This is a genomic window from Burkholderia sp. BCC1047 (genome assembly GCF_902833155.1).
Classification (GTDB): domain Bacteria; phylum Pseudomonadota; class Gammaproteobacteria; order Burkholderiales; family Burkholderiaceae; genus Burkholderia; species Burkholderia sola.
In genome coordinates, this window is record NZ_CADFEH010000001.1 from 185,711 (window position 1) to 210,233 (window position 24,523).

20 protein-coding genes are annotated in these 24,523 nt (G+C 67.8%); 14 read left to right on the forward strand and 6 right to left on the reverse strand.

Annotated elements, in window-relative coordinates; all coding sequences use genetic code 11:
- Positions 1 to 144: 144 nt before the first annotated feature.
- Positions 145 to 906 carry an ABC transporter permease gene (locus tag HWX55_RS00745; protein WP_175973177.1) on the reverse strand — a complete coding sequence of 254 codons (762 nt, stop codon included), beginning with the start codon at positions 904 to 906 and terminating at the stop codon, positions 145 to 147.
- Between the two features lie 3 nt (positions 907 to 909).
- The gene (locus HWX55_RS00750) at positions 910 to 1,854 is read right to left on the reverse strand and encodes an ABC transporter ATP-binding protein (RefSeq protein WP_050012273.1); all 945 of its coding nucleotides are present in this window, start codon (positions 1,852 to 1,854) and stop codon (positions 910 to 912) included.
- Between the two features lie 424 nt (positions 1,855 to 2,278).
- Here HWX55_RS00750 and HWX55_RS00755 point away from each other — a divergent pair, with 424 nt between their 5' ends.
- From HWX55_RS00755 to HWX55_RS00780, 6 genes are all read left to right on the forward strand, one after another.
- Entirely contained in the window at positions 2,279 to 2,575 is a 297-nt protein-coding gene (locus HWX55_RS00755) for a cupin domain-containing protein (protein WP_175973179.1), read from the forward strand.
- 642 nt (positions 2,576 to 3,217) lie between these two features.
- Positions 3,218 to 4,822, forward strand: a complete 1,605-nt coding sequence (locus HWX55_RS00760) for a DUF2957 domain-containing protein (RefSeq protein WP_175973181.1) — start codon at positions 3,218 to 3,220, stop codon at positions 4,820 to 4,822.
- Positions 4,823 to 4,893: 71 nt separating this feature from the next.
- Positions 4,894 to 6,147, forward strand: coding sequence for a DUF2957 domain-containing protein (locus tag HWX55_RS00765; RefSeq protein WP_175973183.1), 1,254 nt, complete (start codon positions 4,894 to 4,896; stop codon positions 6,145 to 6,147).
- 73 nt (positions 6,148 to 6,220) lie between these two features.
- Positions 6,221 to 7,045: an OmpW family outer membrane protein gene (locus tag HWX55_RS00770; RefSeq protein ID WP_050012277.1), complete on the forward strand. Its 825-nt coding sequence runs from the start codon at positions 6,221 to 6,223 to the stop codon at positions 7,043 to 7,045.
- Between the two features lie 121 nt (positions 7,046 to 7,166).
- Complete coding sequence (locus HWX55_RS00775; protein ID WP_050012278.1) at positions 7,167 to 7,670, forward strand: hypothetical protein; 504 nt, start codon at positions 7,167 to 7,169, stop codon at positions 7,668 to 7,670.
- A gap of 239 nt (positions 7,671 to 7,909) precedes the next feature.
- Entirely contained in the window at positions 7,910 to 9,013 is a 1,104-nt protein-coding gene (locus HWX55_RS00780) for a hypothetical protein (RefSeq protein ID WP_175973185.1), read from the forward strand.
- A 74-nt stretch (positions 9,014 to 9,087) separates the two neighbouring features.
- On the opposite strand, the gene betA is transcribed toward HWX55_RS00780, so the two are convergent.
- From betA to betI, 3 genes are read right to left on the reverse strand one after another with little or no spacing between them, the layout of a single operon-like run.
- Positions 9,088 to 10,788 carry a choline dehydrogenase gene (gene betA / locus HWX55_RS00785; protein ID WP_175973187.1) on the reverse strand — a complete coding sequence of 567 codons (1,701 nt, stop codon included), beginning with the start codon at positions 10,786 to 10,788 and terminating at the stop codon, positions 9,088 to 9,090.
- Between the two features lie 16 nt (positions 10,789 to 10,804).
- The gene (gene betB / locus HWX55_RS00790; protein ID WP_089436947.1) at positions 10,805 to 12,274 is read right to left on the reverse strand and encodes a betaine-aldehyde dehydrogenase; all 1,470 of its coding nucleotides are present in this window, start codon (positions 12,272 to 12,274) and stop codon (positions 10,805 to 10,807) included.
- A gap of 32 nt (positions 12,275 to 12,306) precedes the next feature.
- Positions 12,307 to 12,891 carry a transcriptional regulator BetI gene (gene betI / locus HWX55_RS00795; protein WP_175973189.1) on the reverse strand — a complete coding sequence of 195 codons (585 nt, stop codon included), beginning with the start codon at positions 12,889 to 12,891 and terminating at the stop codon, positions 12,307 to 12,309.
- 718 nt (positions 12,892 to 13,609) lie between these two features.
- On the opposite strand from betI, the gene HWX55_RS00800 reads away from it, so the two are divergent.
- The 8 genes from HWX55_RS00800 (at position 13,610) to fdhA (ending at position 23,473) form a co-directional block, all read left to right on the forward strand.
- A complete protein-coding gene (locus tag HWX55_RS00800; RefSeq protein ID WP_050012283.1) occupies positions 13,610 to 14,512 on the forward strand; it encodes an alpha/beta hydrolase in 903 nt (300 codons plus the stop codon).
- A 67-nt stretch (positions 14,513 to 14,579) separates the two neighbouring features.
- Positions 14,580 to 15,149: an isoprenylcysteine carboxylmethyltransferase family protein gene (locus HWX55_RS00805; protein WP_175973191.1), complete on the forward strand. Its 570-nt coding sequence runs from the start codon at positions 14,580 to 14,582 to the stop codon at positions 15,147 to 15,149.
- A gap of 17 nt (positions 15,150 to 15,166) precedes the next feature.
- Positions 15,167 to 16,450, forward strand: coding sequence for a glycosyltransferase (locus tag HWX55_RS00810; protein WP_175973193.1), 1,284 nt, complete (start codon positions 15,167 to 15,169; stop codon positions 16,448 to 16,450).
- A complete protein-coding gene (locus HWX55_RS00815) occupies positions 16,447 to 18,042 on the forward strand; it encodes a DHA2 family efflux MFS transporter permease subunit (RefSeq protein WP_175973195.1) in 1,596 nt (531 codons plus the stop codon). The genes HWX55_RS00810 and HWX55_RS00815 overlap by 4 nt, the downstream gene beginning before the upstream one ends.
- 10 nt (positions 18,043 to 18,052) lie before the next feature.
- Positions 18,053 to 18,991 carry a glycosyltransferase family 2 protein gene (locus HWX55_RS00820; protein WP_175973198.1) on the forward strand — a complete coding sequence of 313 codons (939 nt, stop codon included), beginning with the start codon at positions 18,053 to 18,055 and terminating at the stop codon, positions 18,989 to 18,991.
- A gap of 2 nt (positions 18,992 to 18,993) precedes the next feature.
- Positions 18,994 to 20,844, forward strand: coding sequence for an efflux transporter outer membrane subunit (locus HWX55_RS00825; RefSeq protein WP_175973200.1), 1,851 nt, complete (start codon positions 18,994 to 18,996; stop codon positions 20,842 to 20,844).
- Positions 20,844 to 22,034 (forward strand): efflux RND transporter periplasmic adaptor subunit, encoded by a 1,191-nt coding sequence (locus tag HWX55_RS00830; RefSeq protein ID WP_175973201.1) that lies wholly within the window; start codon positions 20,844 to 20,846, stop codon positions 22,032 to 22,034. Before HWX55_RS00825 ends, HWX55_RS00830 begins: the two co-directional genes overlap by 1 nt.
- Before the next feature lie 242 nt (positions 22,035 to 22,276).
- Complete coding sequence (fdhA, locus tag HWX55_RS00835; RefSeq protein ID WP_027781331.1) at positions 22,277 to 23,473, forward strand: formaldehyde dehydrogenase, glutathione-independent; 1,197 nt, start codon at positions 22,277 to 22,279, stop codon at positions 23,471 to 23,473.
- Between the two features lie 130 nt (positions 23,474 to 23,603).
- Here fdhA and HWX55_RS00840 read toward each other — a convergent pair whose 3' ends face one another.
- The gene (locus HWX55_RS00840) at positions 23,604 to 24,362 is read right to left on the reverse strand and encodes a hypothetical protein (protein ID WP_175973203.1); all 759 of its coding nucleotides are present in this window, start codon (positions 24,360 to 24,362) and stop codon (positions 23,604 to 23,606) included.
- Positions 24,363 to 24,523: the final 161 nt, after the last annotated feature.

The window sequence follows — 24,523 nt, forward strand, 5'->3', positions numbered from 1 at the left end:
AAAAGGGGCCGCGCAGCGCATGCTCGACGGCCCCGATGCTTCGTATTCAGTAGACGCGACCACAAACTGCCGCATCGGAGGAAAAGCGCCGCCTGCTTGCCCAAATGCGTCATCGTCGGGCGGCGCGCGCGACGCTCGCCGGCGTCAATTCTTCAGTTTGTAGCCGGTGCGGAACATCCACGCGACGATCGCGAGCAGGATCACGAGGAACAGCGCGGTCGCGGCGAGGCTGATCCACACGTGCACGTCGGCGATCCCGTAGAACGACCAGCGGAAGCCGCTGATCAGGTAGACGATCGGATTGAACAGCGTGACCACGCGCCACGCGGGCGGCAGCATGTCGACCGAATAGAAGCTGCCGCCGAGGAACGTGAGCGGCGTGATGATCAGCAGTGGCACGAGCTGCAGCTTCTCGAAGCTGTCGGCCCAGATGCCGATCACGAAGCCGAACAGGCTGAACGTGACGGCCGTCAGCACCAGGAACAGCACCATCCAGACCGGGTGCAGGATGTGCAGCGGCACGAACAGGCCGGCCGTGGCGAGGATGATCACGCCGAGCAGGATCGACTTCGACGCGGCCGCGCCGACGTACGCGATCACGATCTCCCAGTACGACACGGGCGCGGACAGGATCTCGTAGATCGTGCCGGTGAAGCGCGGGAAGTAGATGCCGAACGACGCGTTCGAGATGCTCTGCGACAGCAGCGACAGCATCACGAGGCCCGGCACGATGAACGACCCGTAGCCGATGCCGTTCACGTCGCTGATGCGCGAGCCGATCGCCGAGCCGAACACGACGAAATACAGCGACGTCGAGATCACCGGCGCGATGATGCTCTGCATCAGCGTGCGGCGCGTGCGAGCCATTTCTGCGCGGTAGATCGCGCGGATTCCTTGCCAGTTCATACGTCAGGCTCCTTGCACGCCGTTGCGGCGGTTGTCGATCAGGCTGACGAAAATGTCCTCGAGCGAGCTCTGCGTCGTGTGCAGGTCGCGAAAGCCGATGCCGGCCGAGCCGAGCGCGTTGATCAGCTTCGCGATGCTCGCGTCGTCGCGCTGCGAGTCGTACGTATAGACGAGCGCGGCGCCGTCTTCCGCGCGTTCGAGCCCGAACGGCGCGAGCGCGGGCGGCACGTCCGCGAGCGGCTGCTCGAGCTGCACGGTGAGCTGTTTCTTGCCGAGCTTGCGCATCAGTTCGCGCTTTTCCTCGACGAGCACGAGCTCGCCGCCGAGGATGATGCCGATCCGGTCGGCCATTTCCTCCGCTTCCTCGATGTAGTGCGTGGTCAGCAGGATCGTCACGCCGCTTTCGCGCAGCGAATCGACGAGCTTCCACATGTCGCGGCGCAGCTCGACGTCGACGCCGGCCGTCGGTTCGTCGAGGAACAGGATGCGCGGCTCGTGCGACAGCGCCTTCGCGATCATCACGCGGCGCTTCATGCCGCCCGACAGCGTCATCAGCTTGTTGTCGCGCTTGTCCCACAGCGACAGCGCCTTCAGCGTCTTCTCGATGTACGCGGGGTCGGGCGCCTTGCCGAACAGGCCGCGGCTGAACGATACGGTGGCCCAGACGGATTCGAACGCGTCGGTGGTCAGCTCCTGCGGCACGAGGCCGATCATTTCGCGGGCCGCACGGTATTGATCGCGGATGTCGTGGCCGCCGACCGTCACGCGGCCTTCGGTCGGCGTGACGATGCCGCAGATCGAGCCGATCAGCGTCGTCTTGCCGGCGCCGTTCGGCCCGAGCAGCGCGAAGATCTCGCCGGGGCGGATGTCGAGGGTCACGTGCTTCAGCGCCTGGAAGCCGGACGCGTAAGTCTTGGAGAGGTCGGAGACGGAAAGGATCGGTTGCATGCTCACGGATGGCACGGCCGGCCGGCGCGACGGCGGGCGCCGCGCGTGCCCGGCGCCGCCGCCGCTGCGAAGCGGCCGGGACCGGGGACGGCATGGCGAACGGGCGTCATGTCGAACGGCAGGGTGGTGCGGGATCGCGGGACCGCCATATTAGCAATCGGCAGATCGAAATGCATTCTGATGGAAAGGCCGGGTCGTGCCGGTGCCGAATTTGGGTGGATTGCGGTGATATTGCTCAATGATTCGGTGCTTTATTCGAGTGGTGCGAACAATTCCGGTCGTTTTCCGTCAATCGGCCCGCGCTCGCGTGGCCACCCGGCCGGCTGGCCGACTGTGCCGCCCGCCGGCCCTCGCGCCGTACCGGGACGACACGCGTGGCGCTCGCGATAATGCGTTCCTTTCCCGGCGATACGGAGCGGCGCGCATGTCTTTGATCGATTTGAAATCCGTGGCAAACGCGCAGGCCTGCGCATGGCAATCCACGATCGTCGGCGAAGTGGGGCAGGCTCGGATCAAGGTGCTGCGCATGGATGCCCAGCCTTACGAAGCGGAAGTGCACGACTACAACGAGGGGCTGCTGGTGCTCGACGGCACGCTGATGCTCGAGGTCGAAGCGGAAACGGTCGTGGTCGGCGCCGGGCAGATGTATCTCGCGCGCGCCGGCACGCGCCACGCGGTGCTGCCCGGCAGCCACGGCACGCTCGCGATCATCGACGTGTGAGGGTGCGCCGCAGCATGCATGCTGGCCGCTGAAGGCCGACGGGCTTGGCCCGGCGCGGATTCGCAGGGCCGTTCAAACGCGTGTTCCACGCGGCGTTTATTTGTCTGAGCAAATAAAATGAAGGCCGTTTGAAAATCTGTTAAATACCGTATAAACGCTACGATCGCGCGGCGTCCTTCGTTTGGAACTCTGCATCCATTTACTTGCGGGAATGGTCCGATCATAGTCTCGACACACGACGCATCACGAAAACGAATCAAGCGTACGTATGGAGACCAACATCATGAGACGCCTATCCGCCGGGCCGGCGGGACTGCCGCTTCCCGATTTTTCGCTGAATGCAGGCGCGACGCAGGTCGCATGCCTGCGCCGTCACCTCGCCGTGTAGCGGCAGGCCGTAGCGGCGAGCCGTAGCGGCAAGCCACTTTCCGTTTCGATCGTTCCGACGGCGCTGTGCCGCATGACGGCGCCGCGGGAGCGCGTTTGTCCGCCGCCGCCGCGTGTGCCGCCTATGCCCGACCGGTTCGCGGCGGTCCCGCGTGCAGCGTCATGCGCCGCGCATTCGTGCGGCGGCGCGATACCAACCGGCAGGCCATGCAGCCCGGCCGGACGAGACTTGTCGTACCTGAAAAGGAGGGGTTAATGATTTGCATTCCTGAATGGCGGAAGGCGATCCTGTCGTGCGCGGTGCTGGTGCTGCCGTTCGTCGCCGGTTGCGGCGGCGGCGACGATCCGGGGCCGATCACCGTGCCGCAGTGCTCGGGCAGCGCATGCGGGCCGAGCGGCGCCGAAACGACGCCGCCCGTCGTGACGAAGCTGTGCCCGGACGCGCTCGATTACACGACGACGTATACGGGCGGCGCCGGCAGCGGCGAGTACGTGAAGGTGAAGTTCGACACGACGAAGCTGACTTACCAGATGCAGTTCATCGACTCGTCGGTGCCGACCTCGGCAGGGCAGATCAACGACACGCGCGCGGGCCTGACGATCAGCGGCGCGTTCCATCATCCGACCAACCTCCCGACGGCCGAGCAGAATCGTTGCGCATTCGTGCTCGACAGCGGCGCGACGAGCGACGGCGCGTATTCGGTGACGATCAATCGCGCCGATCCGCCGATGCTGTTCGTCGGCAACGGCGTGGTCGGCGGCGGCATTCCGGGCGCGACGATCGCGTTCCAGGGCATCGAACTCGCGCCGGGTTTCTTCCTCGGCTCGGTGCCGTCGCGCACGTTCGACTTCTATCCGTTCATCGGCTTTACCGACACCGAAACGGACTTCACGAAGGTGGCCGGCGTATACAACGAAGTCGGCATTCATCTGTCGCCGACCGGCACAACCTATCAGACCACCACGCCGCAGGGCTGGCAGCCGGACGTCGTGAACTGGAACCAGACGCTCAATGCGGACGGCTCCTGCACGATCACGCAAGGCAGCGACTACTCGTGTCAGACGACCGGTTCGCCGTGGACCTTGCGCAAGAATGCGGACGGTACGCCCGACAACGTATTCGTCAGCCATGCGCAATCGGGGCAGGCCTATCCGTCGGCAGGCCAGGGACAGCCGCTCGTGATCCTCGTACCGAGCCAGGCGCACGGCGTGATGATCGTCGGCAAGCTGAACGGTGCGCTGGTGCCGGTCGTGATCCGCGTCGGGTATGCGTTTGCCGCGCCGGGCAATCCGCTGGGCTCGGTGGCCGATGCGGAGGTCGGCATCTCGATGCTCGCGCCCGCCAAAGCCGTCGCGCCCAACGTGCTGAAGGGCGGGTTCATCGGGGCGACGAGCGCATCCGCATGCGGCGTGGTGACCAACGACGGGCCGTCGGGCAGCGCGGCAGGCCAGGGGCCGAGCTTCAATCCGTTCGTTCCGCATCCGGACCTGCCCGGCGCGTTCAACACGACTTTCAATTACTTCACGCCGTCTGCCGGCAACTGCAGCGACGGCGCCGCCGTGTCGACCATCGCGGCGAACTACACGTCGACGCTGTTCCAGGGCAATACCGCGGCGTTCATCGATCCGCAAACGTCGTCGCCGACCGCGCAGTTCGGGCTCGACTACACGCAGGCATCGCCCGGCAAGGTGAAGGTCACGGCCAACAGCGACTTCAACGCGAAGGGCGCGGCCGGCAACGTGGCGATCTTCAAGAAGGGCGATACGGGGTGGATCGTGACGGCCGGGAACGTCTACGCGATGGTCGTCAACAACAGCCAGGTCAACCCGTTCTTCACGGTCGGCGCGTTCGTCCAGTAACCCGGCATCGAACACGTCACACCGGCGGCGCATGCGCTGCCGCCGGTGAATCGAATTTCAAGAGGATTCCTATGAATTTGAAGCATTGGATGGCCGCGGCATCGCTCGCACCCGTGCTGGCCGCATGCGGCGGCGACGGCGACCCGCCGCCCGCGCCGGTGGTCCGGCTGTGCCCGCAGACGATCGACTACAACACGGTGTTCGTCGGCGGCTCCGGGTCGGGCGAGCTCGTGAAGGTGCAGCTCGACACGACGAAGATGACGTACCGGATGACCTACCTCGCGTCGCCGGTGCCGACCACCGCGGGCACCGTGCAGCCGACCCGCGACACCGCGCCCGCGAACGTGGTCGACGGCACGCTGGCCGACGAAACGGGGCTGCCCACGGTGAAGCTGAACCAGTGCACGTTCCGGATGCAGAACGCGAGCCTCGACCCGAGCCGGCCGGCGCGGCTGTTCCTCGGCGAAGGCGTGCTGGGCGGCGCGATCCCCGGCGCGACGATCCAGTTCGACGGCGTGATCGGCGTCGGCAAGATCCCGAAGACGACGTTCCCGTACTACCCGTTCATCAGCTTCTCGTCGCTCGAAACCGACCTGACGAAGATCGCCGGCACGTACAACCAGCTCGGCTATCACCAGGTGCCGTCGCAGAACTTCCAGCCGGTGGCGCTCGACCAGAAGGTGACGATCAACGCGGACGGCAGCTATACGGAAACCGACAACTTCGGCAAGAAGAACGGCGGGCAGCCGCTGGCGTCGAGCGCGACCGTGAACCAGCCGTTCACGCTGCGCCCCGATGCGCCGGCATTCCAGTCGCTCAACTACCAGCCGCAGATTCCGCCGACGCTCGCGGCGCTCGATCCGGCGAAGGCCGGCAAGGGGATCCTGATCGTCGGCAAGCTGCGCAACCAGCTCGTGCCGATCTTCATCCGCACCGGCGCCGCGAACGCGGACCTCACGCAAGGGGCGCCGAGCGCGGACGACGAATCGGGCATCTCGTTCCTGAGCCCGCAGACGGCGGTCTCCCAGGGCTCGCAGAACGGCGAGTACACGGGCGTCGACAGCGCGTTCAACTACCGCGCGACCGCGCTCGTCGGCGCGCAGGCCACGCTGCTCGATCCGTTCAATGCGTCGCAGGCCGCGCTCACGCGCGCGCTGAACCTCGACTACACGCAGACAGTGCCGGGCGTCGTGACGACCGTGCACGCGGACGCGGCGTCGGGGCCGGCGACCGGCAAGTTCGTGTTCACCGGCGGCGTGTTCGGGTTCCTCGACATGGCCGATACGAGCAATCCGTACTTCACGGTCGGCGCGTTCGTGCAGTGACCGCGTGTGGATGGAGACACGGCGGCGCCGCGCGCGAATGCGCGGCGCCCCGACAGAATGAGGGGGAGACTTCATGAAGAAGCTGATTGTCGCGGGTGTCGTCGCAGGCGTGTCGACGCTCGCATCGGCCCAGCAGGCGGGCGACAACGTCGCGACGCTGGGCTGGCTGCACATCATGCCGCAGGATTCGACCAACGGGCTGACGACGAATCTTGCAAGCATGCCGATCAACGGGCCGCTGCGCCTGCCCGGTTCGTTCACGTCGCCGGGCACGAGCCTGACGGTCAACAACGCCGACACGGTCGGCCTCACGCTCACGCACTTCTTCACCGATCACATCGCGGTGACGTCGGTGCTCGGCGTGCCGCCGGAATTCACGCTGACCGGACACGGCGTGATCAGGCCGCCCGGCCCGGCCGGCGCGCTCGGCAACGTCGACATGGACAAGTCGGCGAACCAGCCGGCCGTGAAGAACGCGCGGCAGTGGAGCCCGACGGTCATTCTGCAGTACTACTTCAATTCGCCGACGGCGAAGTTCCGTCCGTTCGTCGGGATCGGCGTGGCCTACAGCTGGTTCAGCAACATCGAACTGAACGGCAACTTCGCGAAGGACATCAACGAGAACCTCGGCAGCGTGCTCGCGGCGGGCGCCGGCAAGCCGGGCGCGACGTCGGTCGAGGGCAAGGCGTCGTCGTCGTTCACGCCGGTCTACAACGTCGGCGCGAGCTATGCGATCGACAAGCACTGGGGGCTCACGGCGACGCTGACGTATATGCCGCTGAAGACCTATTCGTCGCTGGTGATCAAGGCGGCCGACGGCTCGACGCTCGCGACCACGCGCACGCGACTGAAGGCCGACCCGTTGATCACGTTCGTCGGGATTTCCTACAAGTTCTGAGCCGACCGGCGCGCATGACGCGTGCCGGCGGCTTCCTGCGATCGGTCGGCCGGATCGTTCCGGCCGGAAGATCGCGTTCCTGGCGGCGTGCCGCCATTTGTGAAGAGAGGGGGCAGTTCAAATGAGCATTCGCAAAATCGTATCGCTTGTTGCTGCAGTGGCTTTCACCGCGGTTTCGGCCGCGCCTGCTTTCGCGGTCACCGTTTCGCGCGCGGACGGTCAGCCGATGAACCCGAACGGCGAGCCGTTCTCCGCATCGGGTCTCACGAACCTGAGCAAGGGGTCGATCACGGCGGCCTGTACCGCGACCTTCAACGGCACGATCACGTCGACCGGCATCGTCAACATCACGTCGACGACGTTCACGGGCGGCGCGACGTGCTCGCTGATCAGCGGCAGCGCGAGCAGCACGTCGCCGTGGACCGGGCAGGCCGACAGCACGACGCAGCTGTCGATCAACAACGTGAAGGTGAACGTCACGCTGCTCGGCGCGTGCGGGCCGAGCAAGGTCGTGACGGCGTGGAGCGATGCGAACTCGTCGCTGACGTTCAACAACGCGACGCTGACGCCGGATTGCACGGTGGGCGGCACGGTGCTGACGTCGCCGAAGTTCCACGTGCAGTAAGCGTCGCGCGATCGACGCGGAACCCGCCGCGCGCGAGGGCCGTGCGGCAAGCGCGGCGGGCTTTCGCGGCTTGATGCTTCGATGGGGTCGAGCCGTCGTGCGTATCGGCGCGGCGGCCGGTTGACCGCCCGTGTCGCGATCCGGCACGGGCGGAGTGGCAGGGCGGCGTCGCGTACTGCGCCGCCCGATTCGATTGAAACAAAACCAGGTCAATTAGCCAGAACCATCCCGGACGACCCATGCTTACCGATCCAGCAAAGTATGGCGACGCCCGCGGCGCGACGCCCGACCGGCTGCGCACGGCCGCGTGGCTGCAGTACCTGATCGAACATCTCGACGGGGCGGCTTGCGCCGGCGACCCGGTTGTCGTCCCATCGCACGCGATACATCTGGGCGCTGGCGCGAGCCTGTCCCGCGAAGCGAGGGCCGTGCTTCACCGGCTGGTCCCGTGGATCGCGACGGACGGCAGCGGCTGCGCGTGCGATCCGGCCGATTCGCCCGGCGCATGCTCGCACGTGCCTTCCGCGCGGCAACTCGCGCAAGCCGAACGTTGCTGTCCGGGCTCGCGTGCCGTATTCGACACCGCGCACGGCGTGATCGATGCGTGCGCATTCGACGATCCCGAACTCGGCTGGGCCGCGCTCGAACGGATTGCCGGCGGCGTCGAACGCAGCGGCGACGACGCGGGCGCATGCATCGCGAACGAACACGACGGGCCGCGCGAGACGCCGCCTGCGAAGAACCTGAGAGAAAAGCTGACGGCGGTCGCGACAACGGGCACGGAAACGCCGACCCGTCCCGGCGCCGTGATCGACGCGATCGTGCTGCGCGCCTGTGGCCCGCGCGACGACGCCGCGCGTATCGACGAGATGGCCGCGCTCGCGATGTTCTCCGCGGAGCTTGCGGCTGGCCACGGCGTTTCCGTTCAGGCGTACGGCGGTCAGCACAATCTCGTCGCGCGCGCGATCCGCGTGCATCGCGCCGATCTCGCATCGACGGACGGGCTGCTTGCCGCGCTCGCCGTGTGCCGGCTCGATCGGCTCGTCGGTGCGGGCAGCTTCTGGGCCTATTACCTGTTGGCGGGCATCGCGATCGCCGCACCGGATACGGTGCGGGAAATCGGCCGCAGGTTTCATGGCGACACGTGGCAGACGTGTGTCGACCACGTGCTCGCGTGGCCGGCGGTCAGCCGCTTCGGGCCGACGGAGGATGCCGCGTTCGAGCGCCTGCGCGACGCGATGAGCCTGACGTCGCGCTGGAACCCGATCGTCCGCGCCAAGCGGATGCGGACGCGGAGCGTGTCGGCCGCGCGGCCGCGCAGCGCAAACGAGCCGGCCCAATGAAACGCGGCTCGCGGCGAGAACGCCGCGAGCCGCAGGAGTGGTATCGCGGCGCCCGGTGCGGGCGGCCGCCTTCGTCAGACCGTCTCGGGCTGCCGCACGGCCTTCGCGACGTTGCGCGCCGGTGCGCCGTTCGCGACGAAGTACGGCACGTCGACACGCGCGAGCGGCGTGCGGCCGCGGATCTTGTCGGCGATCTTCTCGGCGATCATGATCGTCGGCGCATTGAGGTTGCCGGTCGTGATGATCGGCATGATCGACGCATCGACGACACGCAGCCCGTCGAGCCCGTGCACGCGGCCTTCCTCGTCGACCACCGCCATGTCGTCGTAACCCATCTTGCACGAGCACGACGGATGGAACGCGGTTTCCGCGCGGGCGCGCACGAACGCGTCGAGTTCCTTGTCGCTCTTGCAATCGGCGCCCGGATTCAGCTCGCGGCCGCGATAGCGGTCGAGCGCCGGCTGCCGCATGATCTCGCGCGTCGCGCGGATCGCATCGCGGAACTCGCGCCAGTCGAGCGCTTCGGCCATGTAGTTGAACAGGATGCTCGGATGGTCGTTCGGGGCGCGCGAACGCAGCTTCACGCGGCCGCGGCTCGGCGAGCGCATCGAGCCGACGTGCGCCTGGAAGCCGTGCATCTCGATCGCGTTCGAGCCGTTGTAGTTGATCGCCACCGGCAGGAAGTGATACTGGATGTTCGGCCACGGGTCGTCGTCGCGCGTGCGGATGAAGCCGCCCGCCTCGAAGTGATTGCTCGCGCCGAGGCCCGTGCCGTTCAGCATCCATTCGAGGCCGATCTTCGGCTGGTTCCACCACTTGAGCGCCGGGTACAGCGACACCGGCTCCTTGCACTCGTACTGGATGTACATCTCCAGGTGGTCCTGCAGGTTCTGGCCGACGCCGGGCAGATCGAGCACGACGGGGATGTCGAGTGCCTTAAGCCATGCGCCGGGGCCGACGCCCGAGCGCTGCAGCAGTTGCGGCGACGCGATCGCGCCGCTGCACACGAGCACTTCGCGGCGCGCATGCGCGGTCGCGCGCTCGCTGCCGCGCAGGTACGTGACGCCCGACGCGCGCTTGCCGTCGAACAGGATGCGATCGGCGAGCGCGTGCGTGACGATCTCGAGGTTCGGCCGCACCTTCGCCTGGTCGAGATAGCCGCGCGCGGTGCTCGCACGGCGGCCCTTCGGCGTGACGGTGCGATCCATCGGGCCGAAGCCTTCCTGCTGATAGCCGTTCAGGTCGTCGGTGCGCGGATAGCCGGCCTGCACGCCCGCGTCGACCATCGCCTCGAACAGCGGGTTCGCGCCCGGCTTGCTGGTCGTGACCGACACGGGGCCGCTGCCGCCGTGATAGTCGTTCGGGCCGACGTCGCGCGTCTCGGCTTTCTTGAAGTACGGCAGGCAGTCGAGATACGTCCAGTTCTCGAGGCCCCTGTGCGTCGACCAGTTGTCGTAGTCGAGCGCGTTGCCGCGGATGTAGCACATCCCGTTGATCAGCGACGAGCCGCCGAGCCCCTTGCCGCGCCCGCACTCCATCCGGCGGTTGTCCATGTGCGGCTCGGGATCGGTTTCGTACGCCCAGTTGTAGCGGCGGCCCTGCAGCGGATAGGCGAGGGCGGCCGGCATCTGCGTGCGGAAGTCGAAGCGGTAGTCGGGACCGCCCGCTTCGAGCAGCAGCACCGTGACGTCCAGATCTTCCGTCAGGCGCGTTGCGAGCACGTTGCCCGCGGAACCCGCGCCGCAGATGATGTAATCGTATTCGCGTGTCGTCATGACGGATCTCCTTGTCTTAGAACACCGGGTTGTAGCGGCCGAGCTCGACCTGCACCGACTTGATTCGAGTGTAGTGCTCGAGCGTCGTGATGCCGTTCTCGCGTCCGACACCGGATTGCTTGTATCCGCCAACCGGCATTTCGGCCGGCGATTCGCCCCACGTGTTGATCCAGCAGATGCCGGCTTCGAGGCGATGAATCGTGCGGTGCGCGCGCGACAGGTTCTCGGTCACGACGCCGGCCGCGAGCCCGTAGTGCGTGTCGTTCGCACGCGCGATCACTTCGTCCTCCGATTCGAAATCGAGGATGCTCATCACCGGCCCGAAGATTTCCTCGCGCACGATCTTCATGTCGTCGCGGCAATCGCCGAACACGGTCGGCGCGACGTACTGACCGTTCGCGAAGTGGCCGTCGGTCAGGCGCGTGCCGCCCGCGAGCAGCTTCGCGCCTTCGGCCTTGCCGCTCTCGATGAAGCCGAGCACCTTGTCGAGCTGCGCGGCCGACACGAGCGGGCCGAAGTTGGTGTCGGCATCGGTCGGCTTGCCGACGCGGATGCGCTTCACGCGTTCGAGCACCTTCTGCGTGAACGCGTCCTTGATCGAGCGGTGCACGAACACGCGCGTGCCGTTCGTGCAGACCTGGCCCGAGCTGAAGAAGTTGGCGGTCACCGCGATGTCGGCCGCGCGATCGAGGTCCGCATCGTCGAACACGATCAGCGGCGACTTGCCGCCGAGTTCCATCGTCACTTCCTTCAGCGACGACGCGCCGGCGAGCGACATCACCTTCTTGCCGGTTTCGACGCCGCCGGTGAACGACACCTTCGCGATGTCCGGATGGCCGGTGAGCAGCGCGCCGACCGAGCCGTCGCCCTGCACGACGTTGAACACGCCGGCCGGCACGCCGGCTTCCGTATAGATTTCCGCGAGCTTCAGCGCGGTCAGCGGCGTGACTTCGCTCGGCTTGAACACCATCGCGTTGCCGGCCGCGAGCGCGGGCGCGGTCTTCCAGCACGCGATCTGGATCGGGTAGTTCCACGCGCCGATGCCCGCGCACACGCCGAGCGGCTCGCGGCGCGTGTAGACGAACGATTCGGCGCGCAGCGGCACCTGCAGCCCTTCGATCGCAGTCGCGAGGCCCGCGTAGTACTCGATCACGTCCGCGCCGGTGACGATGTCGACCGCGAGCGTCTCGCCGATCGGCTTGCCGGTGTCGCGCGTTTCGATCGCTGCGAGTTCGTCGTTGCGCTCGCGCAGCAGGTCGACCGCGCGGCGCAGGATGCGCGAGCGCTGCATCGCGGTCATCGCGGCCCATTCGCGCTGGCCTTCCTGCGCGGACGCGACCGCGCGGTCGACGTCGGCCGCGCTCGCCTGCTGCACCTGCGCAAGCAGTTCGCCGGTGGCGGGATCGAAGGTGTCGAAAGTCTTGCCGCTGGTGGCGTCGACGTAACCGCCGCCGATGTAGAGGCGCTGCAAACCGTATACGGACATGAGGATCTCCTTGAGGGCGACTGCGTCGCGCGTCAGTCGGACGCGAGCAGCAGGTCGATGTAATCGTGGGCGAGCTTCAAAGCAGCCCGGGTGTCGATCGGGCCGCCGGCGAGTGCGCCGCGCAGCCACAGGCCGTCGATCAGCGCGGCGAGGCCGCTGGCGGCCTCGCGCGCCTTCGCGAGCGGCAACGCCTTCGCGAATTCGGCGCACAGGTTCGAATGCAGGCGCCGCGTGTTCACGTGCTGCAGGCGCTTGAGCATCGGGTCGTGCATGCTCTGCGACCAGAACGCGAGCCACGTCTTCATCACGGGCGTGCTGACCTGCGTCACGTCGAAGTTCGCGGCGACGACCGCGCGCAACCGCGAACGCGGGTCTTTTCGTGCGGCGACGCGGCGGCGCGTGGTGGCCGACCACAGGTCGCGCAGTACGTGCCGCATCGTCGCTTCGAGCAGGCCGTCCTTGTCGCCGAAGTAATGGCTGACGATGCCCGTCGAGATGTTCGCGCGTTGCGCGACCGACGCGAGCGTCGTGCCGGGCAGGCCCGCTTCGTCGATCGAGCGCAGCGTGGCGTCGATCAACTGCGCGCGGCGTATTTCCCGCATTCCGACTTTCGGCATCGCGACTCCCTTCGCCCGGGCGGGCCGTCCATGGAAGTCGACAGCTTAGCGGTTTTTTATTGATCGTTCAATCAACAAAAAATCGGGGCCGAACGGCGGGCTGCGTTCCAAACGGGAAGAATCGCCGCCGCCGGAGCCATGTGCAAGTGCGGAAAAACGAGTTGAAAGAAGGTTAATTAAGTTTGAATCTGTTTAAAACGGTTCGTGAAAAGATGATGCAATGCGGAGGACCGTTTCCATGCGTGATTTCATTACAAATGGAAAGAATGTCGAAATCTGAAAAATCATTCACGATATGAAATCGTAAAATCGGATGGTGAAGGTGGGTGGTTCTATGGAAACCGTTTAAATCCGGCGATTAAAACTTCGTAACTTGTTGATTTAAATAGATAAATATGGATTTTTTAACGCTGAGGTGGATTGTTCGCAAACGATTGCCATCGTCATTTTTGAGATTCCGCATATCATGGAAATCGACAAATAAATTTGAATCTCGCGGATTTTCGGGCCGAGTAGAGGGATTTTTGGAATGACTTGAGTGAGCAATGTCGACCGTATTAGTATGGCGCCGCACCACGAGGAATGAATGGCGCCGCCGGCAATTGCCGCGGTGCGTCGGCAATCGGCGCGTCATCGACCGCGCACGGGCCCGACGTCAGCCATTGCGCAGTTGCAGCATGCCGCGACGTCGAGACGCCGCATTCACCGGAGAACGACGATGCCGACCGAAAAACACGTGGTCCCGCTGCCGAATGGTCTGAAGGTTTACGTCGAACGGAACGTGTTCGATCCGGCCTTCGACACGGCGATGCTCGTCAACGGCGCGCTCGCGACGACCGCGTCGTTCGGCCAGACCGTCCAGTATCTCGGCGAGCGGATCAACACGATCTGCTTCGACCTGCCGTATGCGGGGCAGTCGCGCCAGCACAACCCCGGCTGCTCGATCCTGACCAAGGACGACGAAGCCGCGATCCTCCAGTATCTGGTCGAGCACTTCGCGCCAGCGTTCCTCGTGTCGGTGTCGTGGGGCGGCGTCGCGTCGCTGTTCGCGCTCGCGCGCGGCTGCCCGAGCGTGCGGCGCGCGGCGATCTGTTCGTTCTCGCCGTTCCTGAACGACGCAATGATCGACTACGTGACGCGGGCCCGCGACCACATCGCGGCCGGCGAGAACCTGAAGGCCGCGCAGCTGCTGAACGACACGGTCGGCCGCTATCTGCCGCGCATCATGAAGCTGTACAACTACCGCTATCTCACGCGCCTGCCGCGCGACGAGCAGGACCAGGTCGCGTTCCACGTCGACCAGATCCTGTCGCTGCAGCCCGAGCGCTACTTCAGCGAGTTCTCGAACATCGGCTGCGAACTGCTGTTCCTGAACGGCGAGCGCGACGAATACACGACGCCGGCCGACGTGCGGCAGCTTGGCGCGCACGTGGCGCGCGCACGGTTCGCGACGGTGCCCGACGCAGGCCATTTCCTCGACATCGAAGGCCGCGCGCAGCGCGAAGCCACCCGTACCGCGCTGCTCGATTTCTTCTGCGGCGAAGCGCCCGCCGCGGCCGGCATCGCGCGTGCCGCCGCGCACGCATGCGTGCCCGCGCCGATGCACGCGCTGTCGTCGTGACGCCGTCCGTCGCGCAGCGGGCACGTCCCGCGCATCCGAATTCTCATCCCAACGAGGCAGGCCAGCCGTGAATATCGTTCAGACCATCGCCATCGTCGTTCCGTGGGCCGCGTGGCTCGCTTACTGGATCGCCACGTCGCAGGGCGTCAAGACGACCGTACGCAAGGAGGCGTCGCGCTCGCGCACGCTCCAGTCGATTCCGCTGATCGTCGGCGGCGCGCTGATCATCCTGCCCGATCCATCGTGGCAGGCGCTCGCGCCCGACTGGCAGCGCTTCGGCCTGCAGGCGCAGTGCGGGCTCGCGGTGCTGGTGGCCGGCCTGCTGTTCTCGGTATGGGCGCGGCTGCATCTCGGCACGAACTGGAGCGTGTCGGTCACGCTGAAGGAAGACCACGAACTCGTGCGCACGGGGCCGTATGCGTTCGTGCGTCACCCGATCTACACCGGCTGCCTGATCGCGCTGGTCGGCGCCGCGCTGATCGGCAGCGAATGGCGCGGCGCGCTCGGCGTGCTGCTCGTGTTCGCGTCGCTCGCGTACAAGGTGCGCGTCGAGGAGAGCTGGCTGACCGGGTATTTCGGGCCGGCCTATGCGCAGTACCGCCGCGAGGTCGCGGCGCTGATCCCCGGCTTCTACTGACACCCGCGAGGCGCGCGATGGCGAAGATGATCGTGACCGCGATCGGTTCGGCGGGCGACGTGCATCCGTTGCTCGGCGTCGCGCGCACGCTCGCCGCGCGCGGTCACGACGTCGTGTTCTGCACGCACGCGCCGTTCGAGGCGGCCGTGCGCCGCTGCGGGTTCGCGTTCGTGCCGGTCGGCACCGCGGCCGACTATGACGCGGCGATGGCGAACCCCGCGCTGTGGGATCCGCGGACGTCGTTCCGCACGCTGTGGCGAGTAATCGCGCCGACGCTGCGCCCACATTACGACGCGCTGCGCGCGCTGACCGATGCCGACACGGTGCTGGTCGGCACGCTATGGGCGTTCTCCGCGCGCTTCATGCAGGAATTGCACGGCACGCCGTACGTGTCGGTGCAGGTGTCGCCGTCGACGCTGCTGTCCGCGCATGCGCCGCCGACTCATCCGCGCCTGACGATTCCGGCGCGCTGGCCGTTGCCGGTGAAGTCGGCGCTGATGACGCTGATCGAGCGGCAGGTGCTCGACCGCGTGTGCGGCCCGGCGCTCGACGCGGTGCGCCGCGAGCTCGGGCTTGCGCCCGCGCGGCGCGTGCTCGGCCGCTGGCTGCATTCGACCGACGGCGTGCTGTGCCTGTTTCCCCAGTGGTTCGCGCCGCCGCAGCCGGACTGGCCGTCGAACCATCTGCAAAGCGGTTTTCCGCTGTTCAACGATATTTCGACCTCCGACGATGATGGGGCACTCGATGCGTTTCTCGCGGCCGGCGAAGCCCCGGTCGTGTTCACGGCCGGTTCGACGCTCGTCGATCACGCGGCGTATGCGCGCGCGGTGGCGGACGCGCTGCGCGCGACCGGCGCGCGCGGCATCCTGCTGACGCCGCACGATGCGGCGCAGGATGGCGACCGGCTGCTCGTGCGCCGCTTCGTGCCGATGCGCACGCTGCTGCCGCGTTGCCGCGCGCTCGTGCATCACGGCGGGATCGGCACGGCGGCGCTCGCGTGCGAAGCCGGGATCGTGCAGGTCGTCACGCCGTTCGCGCACGATCAGTTCGACAACGCGCAACGCGTCGTCGCGAACGGTTGCGGCGTGCGGGTCGACGGGCCGCTCGACGGCGCGCGGCTCGGCGCGGCGCTCGCGCGCGTGCTCGACGAACCCGCGTTCGCGGTGCATGCGGCACGGACGCGTGCGCTGCTTGCGGCCGCGCCGGACGGCTGCGGCGCGGCCGCCGATTTCATCGAACGCTTCGTGCCCACGCGCGGGCGGCCGGCCGCGCGGGCCGATGTCGCGGTGGCCGGCACATGAGCACCGCGTCGCCGCTGCACGACGGGCCCGTCGCGCCGTCCGCGCTCGACGTGTCGGCGCCGGTGCCCGCCGCGCAGCCGGTACGCGGCATCCGGCTCGCGCTGCTGACGTTCGCGCTGTCGCTCGCGACCTTCATCGAGGTGCTCGACTCGACCGTGACCAACGTCGCGGTGCCGGCGATCTCCGGCAGTCTCGGCGTGTCGAACAGCCAGGGCACGTGGGTAATCAGCTCGTATTCGGTCGCGGCCGCGATCGCGGTGCCGCTCACCGGCTGGCTCGCCCGCCGCGTCGGCGAGTTGCGGCTGTTCGTCGGCGCGGTGCTGCTGTTTACGCTGACGTCGCTGCTGTGCGGGCTCGCGCGCGACCTGCACGTGCTCGTGATCTGCCGCGCGCTGCAGGGGCTGTGTTCGGGGCCGATGGTGCCGCTGTCGCAGACGATCCTGCTGCGCACCTTTCCTCCGACCCAACGCACGATCGCGCTCGCGCTGTGGGCGATGACGGTGCTGCTCGCGCCGATCTTCGGGCCGGTGGTCGGCGGGTGGATCGTCGACAACTTCTCGTGGCCGTGGATCTTCCTGATCAACTTGCCGATCGGACTGTTCTCGTTCGCGGTGTGCACCGCGATGCTGCGCCCCGACGCGCAGCGCGGCGCGGCCGGCCCGATCGACGTGCCGGGCATCGTGCTGCTCGTGATCGGCGTCGGCTCGCTGCAGGCGATGCTCGATCTCGGCCACGACCGCGGCTGGTTTGATTCGCCGCTGATCGTCACGCTCGCGGTGGTCGCGACGCTCGCGATCGTGTCGCTGCTGATCTGGGAAGCAGGCGAAGCGCATCCGGTGGTCGACCTGAGCCTGTTTCGCGACCGCACGTTCTCGTTCTGCGTGCTGATCATCTCGCTCGGGATGATGAGCTTCTCCGTGGTCGGCGTGGTGTTCCCGCTGTGGATGCAGGCCGTGATGGGCTACAACGCGTTTCATGCGGGGCTCGCGACCGCGTCGCTCGGCGTGCTCGCGCTCGTGTTCTCGATCCTCGTCGGCCTGCATGCGCACCGCTTCGACGCGCGCGTGCTCGCGACGTTCGGCTTCCTCGTGTTCGCGGCCGTGCTCGCCTGGGACGCCCATTTCACGCTGAAGATGACGTTCGCGCAGATCGCAGCACCCGGGCTGATCCAGGGGATCGGGCTGCCGTGCTTCTTCATTCCGCTGACCGCCGCGACGCTGTCGCGCATTCCGGACGACCGGCTCGCCGCCGCGTCGAGCCTGTCGAATTTCCTGCGCACGCTGTCGGCCGCGTTCGGCACCGCGATGAGCGTGACGCTGTGGGACAACCGCGCGACCTATCACTACGACGTCGTGTCGCAATCGGTCACGCACGCGTCGGCGAACACGCAACGCTTCGTGCATGCGCTGAACGCGATGGGCGTGGACGGCGTGCGCGAGCTGACGACGCTGCATCACGTCGTGATGCAGCAGGCCTACATGATGGCGACCAACGACATGTTCTGGATGGCGAGCATGACGTGTGTCGCACTCGCCGCGATGATGTGGCTGACGCGGCCGAAACGCGGCGCGGCCGCATCGTTCGGACATTGAGGAGCAGACCATGACGACACTCGGCGCACTCGTGATCCTGTATCACCCGAGCGACGCGCAGCTCGACGCGTTGCGCGGATGGCGACACGCGTGCGACGCGCTGCTCGTCGTCGACAACACGCCGCAGCCCGATGCGCGGGCCCGTGAACTGTGCACACGCGAAGGCATCGCGCTGCTGCATCACGGCAATCGCGGCGGCATCGCGGGCGCGTACAACGCGGGGCTCGCGGCGCTGTTTCGCGACCGCATCGACGCGGTCGCGCTGTTCGATCAGGATTCGTCGGTGCCGGCTGCCTATTTTCCGACGATGCGCGACGTCTGCGCGGGGCTCGCCGGGCGCGCGTTCCTGGCCGGCCCGCGCATCTTCGACGAGAACGCGCGCAGCTTCCTGCCCGAACTCGCGACGAACGGCATCGGCGTGCGCCGCCTGCACATCGAGCCGGGCACGCCGATGCAGCGCTGCGCGTTCCTGATTTCGTCGGGCTGCGTCGTGTCGCGCGACGCGTTCGACGTGCTCGGCCGTTTCGACGAAACGCTGTTCATCGATCACGTCGATACCGAATACAGCTTCCGCGCGCTGTCGCGCAACGTGCCGCTCTATGTCGTGCCGTCGCTGGTGCTGCCGCACCGGATCGGCGCGAAACGGCGGCACGCGATCGGCCCTTTTGAAATGACGTCGATGAATCACTCGTGGCAACGGCGCTACTACAGCGCGCGCAACGCGGTGCAGCTCGGGATGCAGTACGGGCTGCGCTTTCCGGTGGCGCTCGCGCCGAACCTGCTGACCGTGTGGCAGGTCGTGCAGATCGCGCTGGTCGAGCGCGACAAGCGCGCGAAGCTGGCCGGCATCCTGTTCGGCGTCGCGGACGGCCTGTTCGGCCGGCTCGGCCCGCTCGAGCGCACGCGGCCGCGTCTGGCCGCGCGGGCGCAGCGCATTCGGCAGGGGTGACGATGCGGCGGACGAAGCAAGCGGCGGGTACGCCGCGTGGCGTGAGGGGCGGCTCGATGATCGCGGCCGCGGCGGCGTTGCTCGCCTTGGGCGGATGCGTGCCGTCGGGCTTCCTGCCGTCGCTGTCGATGCGCGCGCCGGCTGACGATGCGCTCGCGCATACCGCCGGCCTCGGCGCGAACGGCGCATGGCCGGCGCCCGACTGGGTGAAGCAGTTGCAGGACCCGCAGCTCGACGACCTGGTCGCGGAGGCGTCGCAGCACAGCCCCGATCTGCAGGTCGCACAGGCGCGGCTGCGGATCGCCCAGGCGCAGCTTCAGCAGTTCGATTCGCTGACCGGGTTGACCGGCACGGCCGGCGCGACGATCAGCCGGGCACGGATGCCGAAGCCCGGCGACATCGCCGACGTCACGGCCGGCGGCTATCGCGTGCCGGTGCAGATTTTTGGCGATCCGAACGTATCGCCGTCGTCGATCTTCGTCGGGCTCAACTACCAGCTCGACCTGTGGGGCAAGAACCGCGCGGCGACGAAGGGCCTGATGTCGCTGCGCGATGCGGCCGGCGTCGAGGCCGAACAGGTGCGGCTCACGCTTGCCGTCGCGATCGTCACCGTGTATTGCCAGCTCGACCAGGCGTACGCGGTGCGCGACCTGTTGCAGCAGAAGCTGAAGATCAGCCAGCGCGTGACGGCCGTGCTGCGCGAGCGCACCGCGCGCGGCCTCGACAACGCGTACGACGCGAGCGACGCGTCGATCAAGCGCAGCCGCCTGCTCGAACAGATCGCATTGAACGACGAGCAGATCAAGCTCGCGCAACTGCAACTCGGCGTGCTGTCGGGCCGTGGCCCGGAGCGCGGGCTCGCGCTGCAGCGGCCGCGCGTCGGCGCGTTCGCGGGCGGCGCGGTGCCCGCCCGGCTGCCGGCCGACCTGCTCGGCCGCCGGCCCGATATCGTCGCCGCGCGGCTGCGGGTCGAGGCCGCGTTCGCGAATGCCGACTCGACGCGTGCGCAGTTCTATCCGGACGTGAACCTCGTCGCGCTCGGCGGCGTGTTCGCGTTGACGCCCGCGTCGCTGTTCTCGCGCGATTCGCTCGCGGGCTCCGTCGGCCCCGCGATCTCGCTGCCGATCTTCGATCGCGGCCGGCTGAAGGCGAAGCTCGGCGCGGACGTCGCGCAGGCCGACGTCGCGATCGGGCTGTACAACAAGACCGTCGACGACGCGCTCGGGCAGGTCGCGCAGCTCGTCACGTCGCTGCAGACGTCGCAGACGCTCGTCGCGCAGCAGCAGGACGCGGTCGCGGCCGCGCAGAAGATCGTGCAGATCGCGACCGATCGGCATCGACGCGGCGTGCTGATGCAGAAGGACGTCGATGTCGCGGATCTCACGCTGATCGACGAGCGCGCGCAGATGATCGCGCTGCTCGGCAAGCAGCGGACATTGCGCGTCGGGTTGATCGGCGCGCTGGGCGGCGGGTTCGATGCGGGCGCAACGGTCGTGCAGGCGCAGGCGCCGGTCGGGCAGCGGGCGCGTAGCGGGGCGGCCAGACGCGGGGCGGCAACTGCCGTGGCCGCGAACCGGGGAGCGGTGGCGGGCCCTTCGAACGATTCGCAAGCGGGGCGCGCGGCCATGTCGCCGGCTGCCGCCGCGACGAGTGCTGCGTCCGCGCCGGAACCCGCACGACGTGACGATACGGCGCGCCCGTCCACCGTCGGTGCGCCTCAACCCAACGCAACCCCGCGCGGCATACCCGTTCTCGCGCGCACAGCCCCGGCCAACCCGACGCGGGGCTTGTCGCCGACGCCCGCGATTCCCGTCTTCCAGCACGATCGTCTGATCGTTACGCAAAGCGACTGATGCACCACGACAACCTTCATTCCGCCGCGCCGCCGGCCGCGCTGAACGATCCGGCCCTCGATGCGCGCCGCGCGACGCGCCGCAAGCGCTTCACCGTGTTCTTCGCGATCGTGCTGCTGGCCGCGATTGCGTGGACCGCCTACTGGCTGTTGAGCGACCGGTACTACGAAGACACCGACGACGCATACGTCGCGGGCAGCATCGTGCAGGTCGCCGCGCAGATCCCGGGCGCGGTGACCGACGTGGTGGTCGCCGACACGCAGGCCGTGCGCGCGGGGCAGACGCTCGTGAAGCTCGACGACACCGAGGCGTCCGTCGCGTTCGCGCAGGCGAAGGCGCAGCTCGCGCAGGCCGTGCGGCAGGTCGCGAACGCGAAGATCTCGAACACGATGTACGTCGAGGCCGTGAATGCGCGGCGCGCCGACCTGTCGCTCGCGCAGCGCGCGCTCGCCGCGCGTTCCGGCGCATCGGTCGAGATCGTCGCGCCGGAAGAACTGGCGCGGGCGCGCGCGGCGGTGGCCGGCGCGCAGGCGAACCTCGCGGCCGCGCAGGCCCAGCTCGACGCGGCGCGCGCGCTCGGCAGCAAGCTGCCTGTCGACGAAAGTCCGGCCGTCGTGCAGGCGGCCGCGCAGTTCAAGCTCGCGTACCGGAACCTGAAGCGTACGACGATCGTCGCGCCCGTCGACGGCACGATCGGGCAGCGCTCGGTGCAGGTCGGCCAGCAGGTCGGGCCCGGCGTGCCGCTGATGTCGATCGTGCAGCTCAACCGGCTGTGGGTCGACGCGAATTTCAAGGAAGGGCAGATCCGCCACATGCGCGTCGGTCAGCCGGTCGAGGTCGTGTCGGATCTCTACGGCTCGCGCATCGCCTATCGCGGCCGCGTGCAGGGCTTCTCGGCGGGCACGGGCAGCGCGTTCTCGATGCTGCCGTCGCAGAACGCGGCCGGCAACTGGATCAAGGTCGTGCAGCGCGTGCCGGTCGTGATCGCGCTCGATCCGCGCGATCTCGCCGCGCATCCGCTGCGCGTCGGGCTGTCGATGCGCGCGACGGTCGACACGCACGACCGCAACGGCCACGCGCTCGACAGCGAGCCGCCGACGCCCGCCGTCAGCACGCGCGTGCACGACGGCGTCGCGGGCGACGCGGAAGCGGCCGCCGCCGCGATCATCCGCGAGAATCAGGGCGGGTAGCGGCTGCCGGTCGGGGCGCGGCCGGCAGCAACGGCCGGTCCGGCCCCGGTGCGTCTCGCGCCCGGTAGATTTGCGCCCGACTTTCGTATTTCCGCCATCGATGTCGGCGCCGATCAAACGCATGTCGCGTTTGAGACATCGGCGCCCCTGCCTCCGGGACTACTCTCGAACAGCACGTTGCGCGTGCGCCGCATGGCGCCGGCGCGCCGCGGCGCCATCCAACGAGACATGGAGACAATACGATGAGCAGCAATCGAGGTGTCGTCTATCTTGGGCCGGGCCAGGTCGAAGTCCAGAAAATCGATTATCCGAAGATGGTCGACCCGAGCGGCCGCGCGATCGGCCACGGCGTAATCCTGAAAGTGGTCAGCACGAACATCTGCGGCTCCGATCAGCACATGGTGCGCGGCCGGACGACCGCGCCGGTCGGCCTCGTGCTCGGTCACGAGATCACCGGCGAAGTGGTCGAAGTGGGGCGCGACGTCGAGACGCTGAAGATCGGCGATCTCGTGTCGGTGCCGTTCAACGTCGCGTGCGGCCGCTGCGCGATGTGCAAGGACACGCATACGGGCGTGTGCCTGAACGTGAACCCGTCGCGTGCGGGCGGCGCGTACGGCTACGTCGACATGGGCGGCTGGATCGGCGGCCAGGCCGAGTACGTGCTCGTGCCGTATGCCGATTTCAACCTGCTGAAATTCCCGGATCGCGATCAGGCGATGGCGAAGATCCGCGACCTGACCTGCCTGTCCGACATTCTGCCGACCGGTTATCACGGTGCGGTGAGCGCGGGCGTGAAGCCCGGCTCGACGGTGTACATCGCGGGCGCGGGCCCGGTCGGGATGGCGGCGGCAGCGTCGGCGCGCCTGCTCGGCGCGGCCGTGACGATCGTCGGCGACATGAACGCGGAACGCCTCGCGCATGCGCGGGCGATGGGCTTCGAGACGGTCGACCTGTCGAAGGACGCGTCGCTCGGCGAGCAGATCGAGCAGATCCTCGGCGTGCCCGAGATCGATTGCGCGGTCGACTGCGTCGGCTTCGAGGCGCACGGCCACGGTTCGTCGGGCCATTCGGAGGAAGCGCCCGCGACGGTGCTGAACTCGCTGATGGAAATCACGCGCCCGGCCGGCGCGATTGGCATCCCGGGCCTGTACGTGACGGACGATCCGGGCGCGAAGGACAAGGCGGCGCAGCACGGCAGCCTGAGCATTCGCTTCGGCCTCGGCTGGGCGAAGTCGCATTCGTTCTTCACGGGCCAGACGCCGGTGCTGAAGTACAACCGCAACCTGATGCAGGCGATCCTGTTCGACCGGCTGCCGATCGCGAAGATCGTCAATGTCGAAGTGATCTCGCTCGACCAGGCGCCGGAAGGCTACAAGAAGTTCGACGGCGGCGCGCCGCGCAAATTCGTCATCGACCCGCACGGGTTGCTGGCGGCGTGATGTGCTAGCGTTCGACACGCACCACGCGAAGCGGGCGGTTCCGGAAACGGGCCGCCCGCTTTTTTCGTTGCGGGAGCGACGGTGACGGCAGTGCAACGCGACGACCGCTGAGCCCGAGCCCGGGTCATGCTCAGTGGCCGCGATAGAGCTTCGCGAGTTCGGCGTTGCTGGCCGCGGCGCGACGTGTGCGCCCGGTGTGCACGCTGACGCGGCGGATCGCGCGCGTGCGATGGGCGGTGTCGCGGCTGCCTTTCCAGTCGGCCACGCGGACCGCACCGGCGCGCGTCCGGTCAGGCGTACGCAACGATGGCGCAGCTTGTGCAACCGCCATCTTGCGAGCAGGTTTGGCTGCGAGTGGGGCGCCTGGTGGCGGACTGGCCGCCACTTGCGTTTCGTCGGGCGAATGAAACGGGTAGACGGGTGCCGGCACGACCGGCAGCAACGGATCGTTCGACGCGGGCAGCATGGCTTCGGTCGCGACGGCGGCCGGCGCACCGGATCCGCGACAAACGGGATCGGCCTTGCAGGTCTGGTCGACCGCCACGTAGCCGCCGACCAGCAGCACGAGCGTAAGGATGCTCAGGATCGGCGCGCTCGACGCGCGCGGCCGCTGGAAAGCCGCGTTGCGCAGCGCGCGTGCGACGCGCGATGACCACGTATGGAATGACCGCGGCGCATGTGTGGCATGCGCGTCGGCCGGCGTGTGGCGGATCGGTTCGAACGGCCCGTTCCATTGACCGCAGACGGGGCAGTGCTCGAGCGCACGGAACGCCACGAAGCCGCATTCGCGGCAGCGGCAGCACGTCGCGTGCCGCGATTCGGCGCGCGCATTCAGCACGGCACGCCAGGCATCGCGCGCGCGGACGCTGCGGCTAGGCAAGACGCGCATGTCAGCGACAGGCGTGCGCGATCGTCGGGCTAGAGATCGGCGGTCGTTCGCATGCGGTGCTCATGGGATTCTCCATAACATCGGACGGGTGGAACCCGTTCGTCCACGTCTGCCTGCTGCTTCATTCTTGGTCGTTCGCGCGCGAAACGCAAGGCGCATGT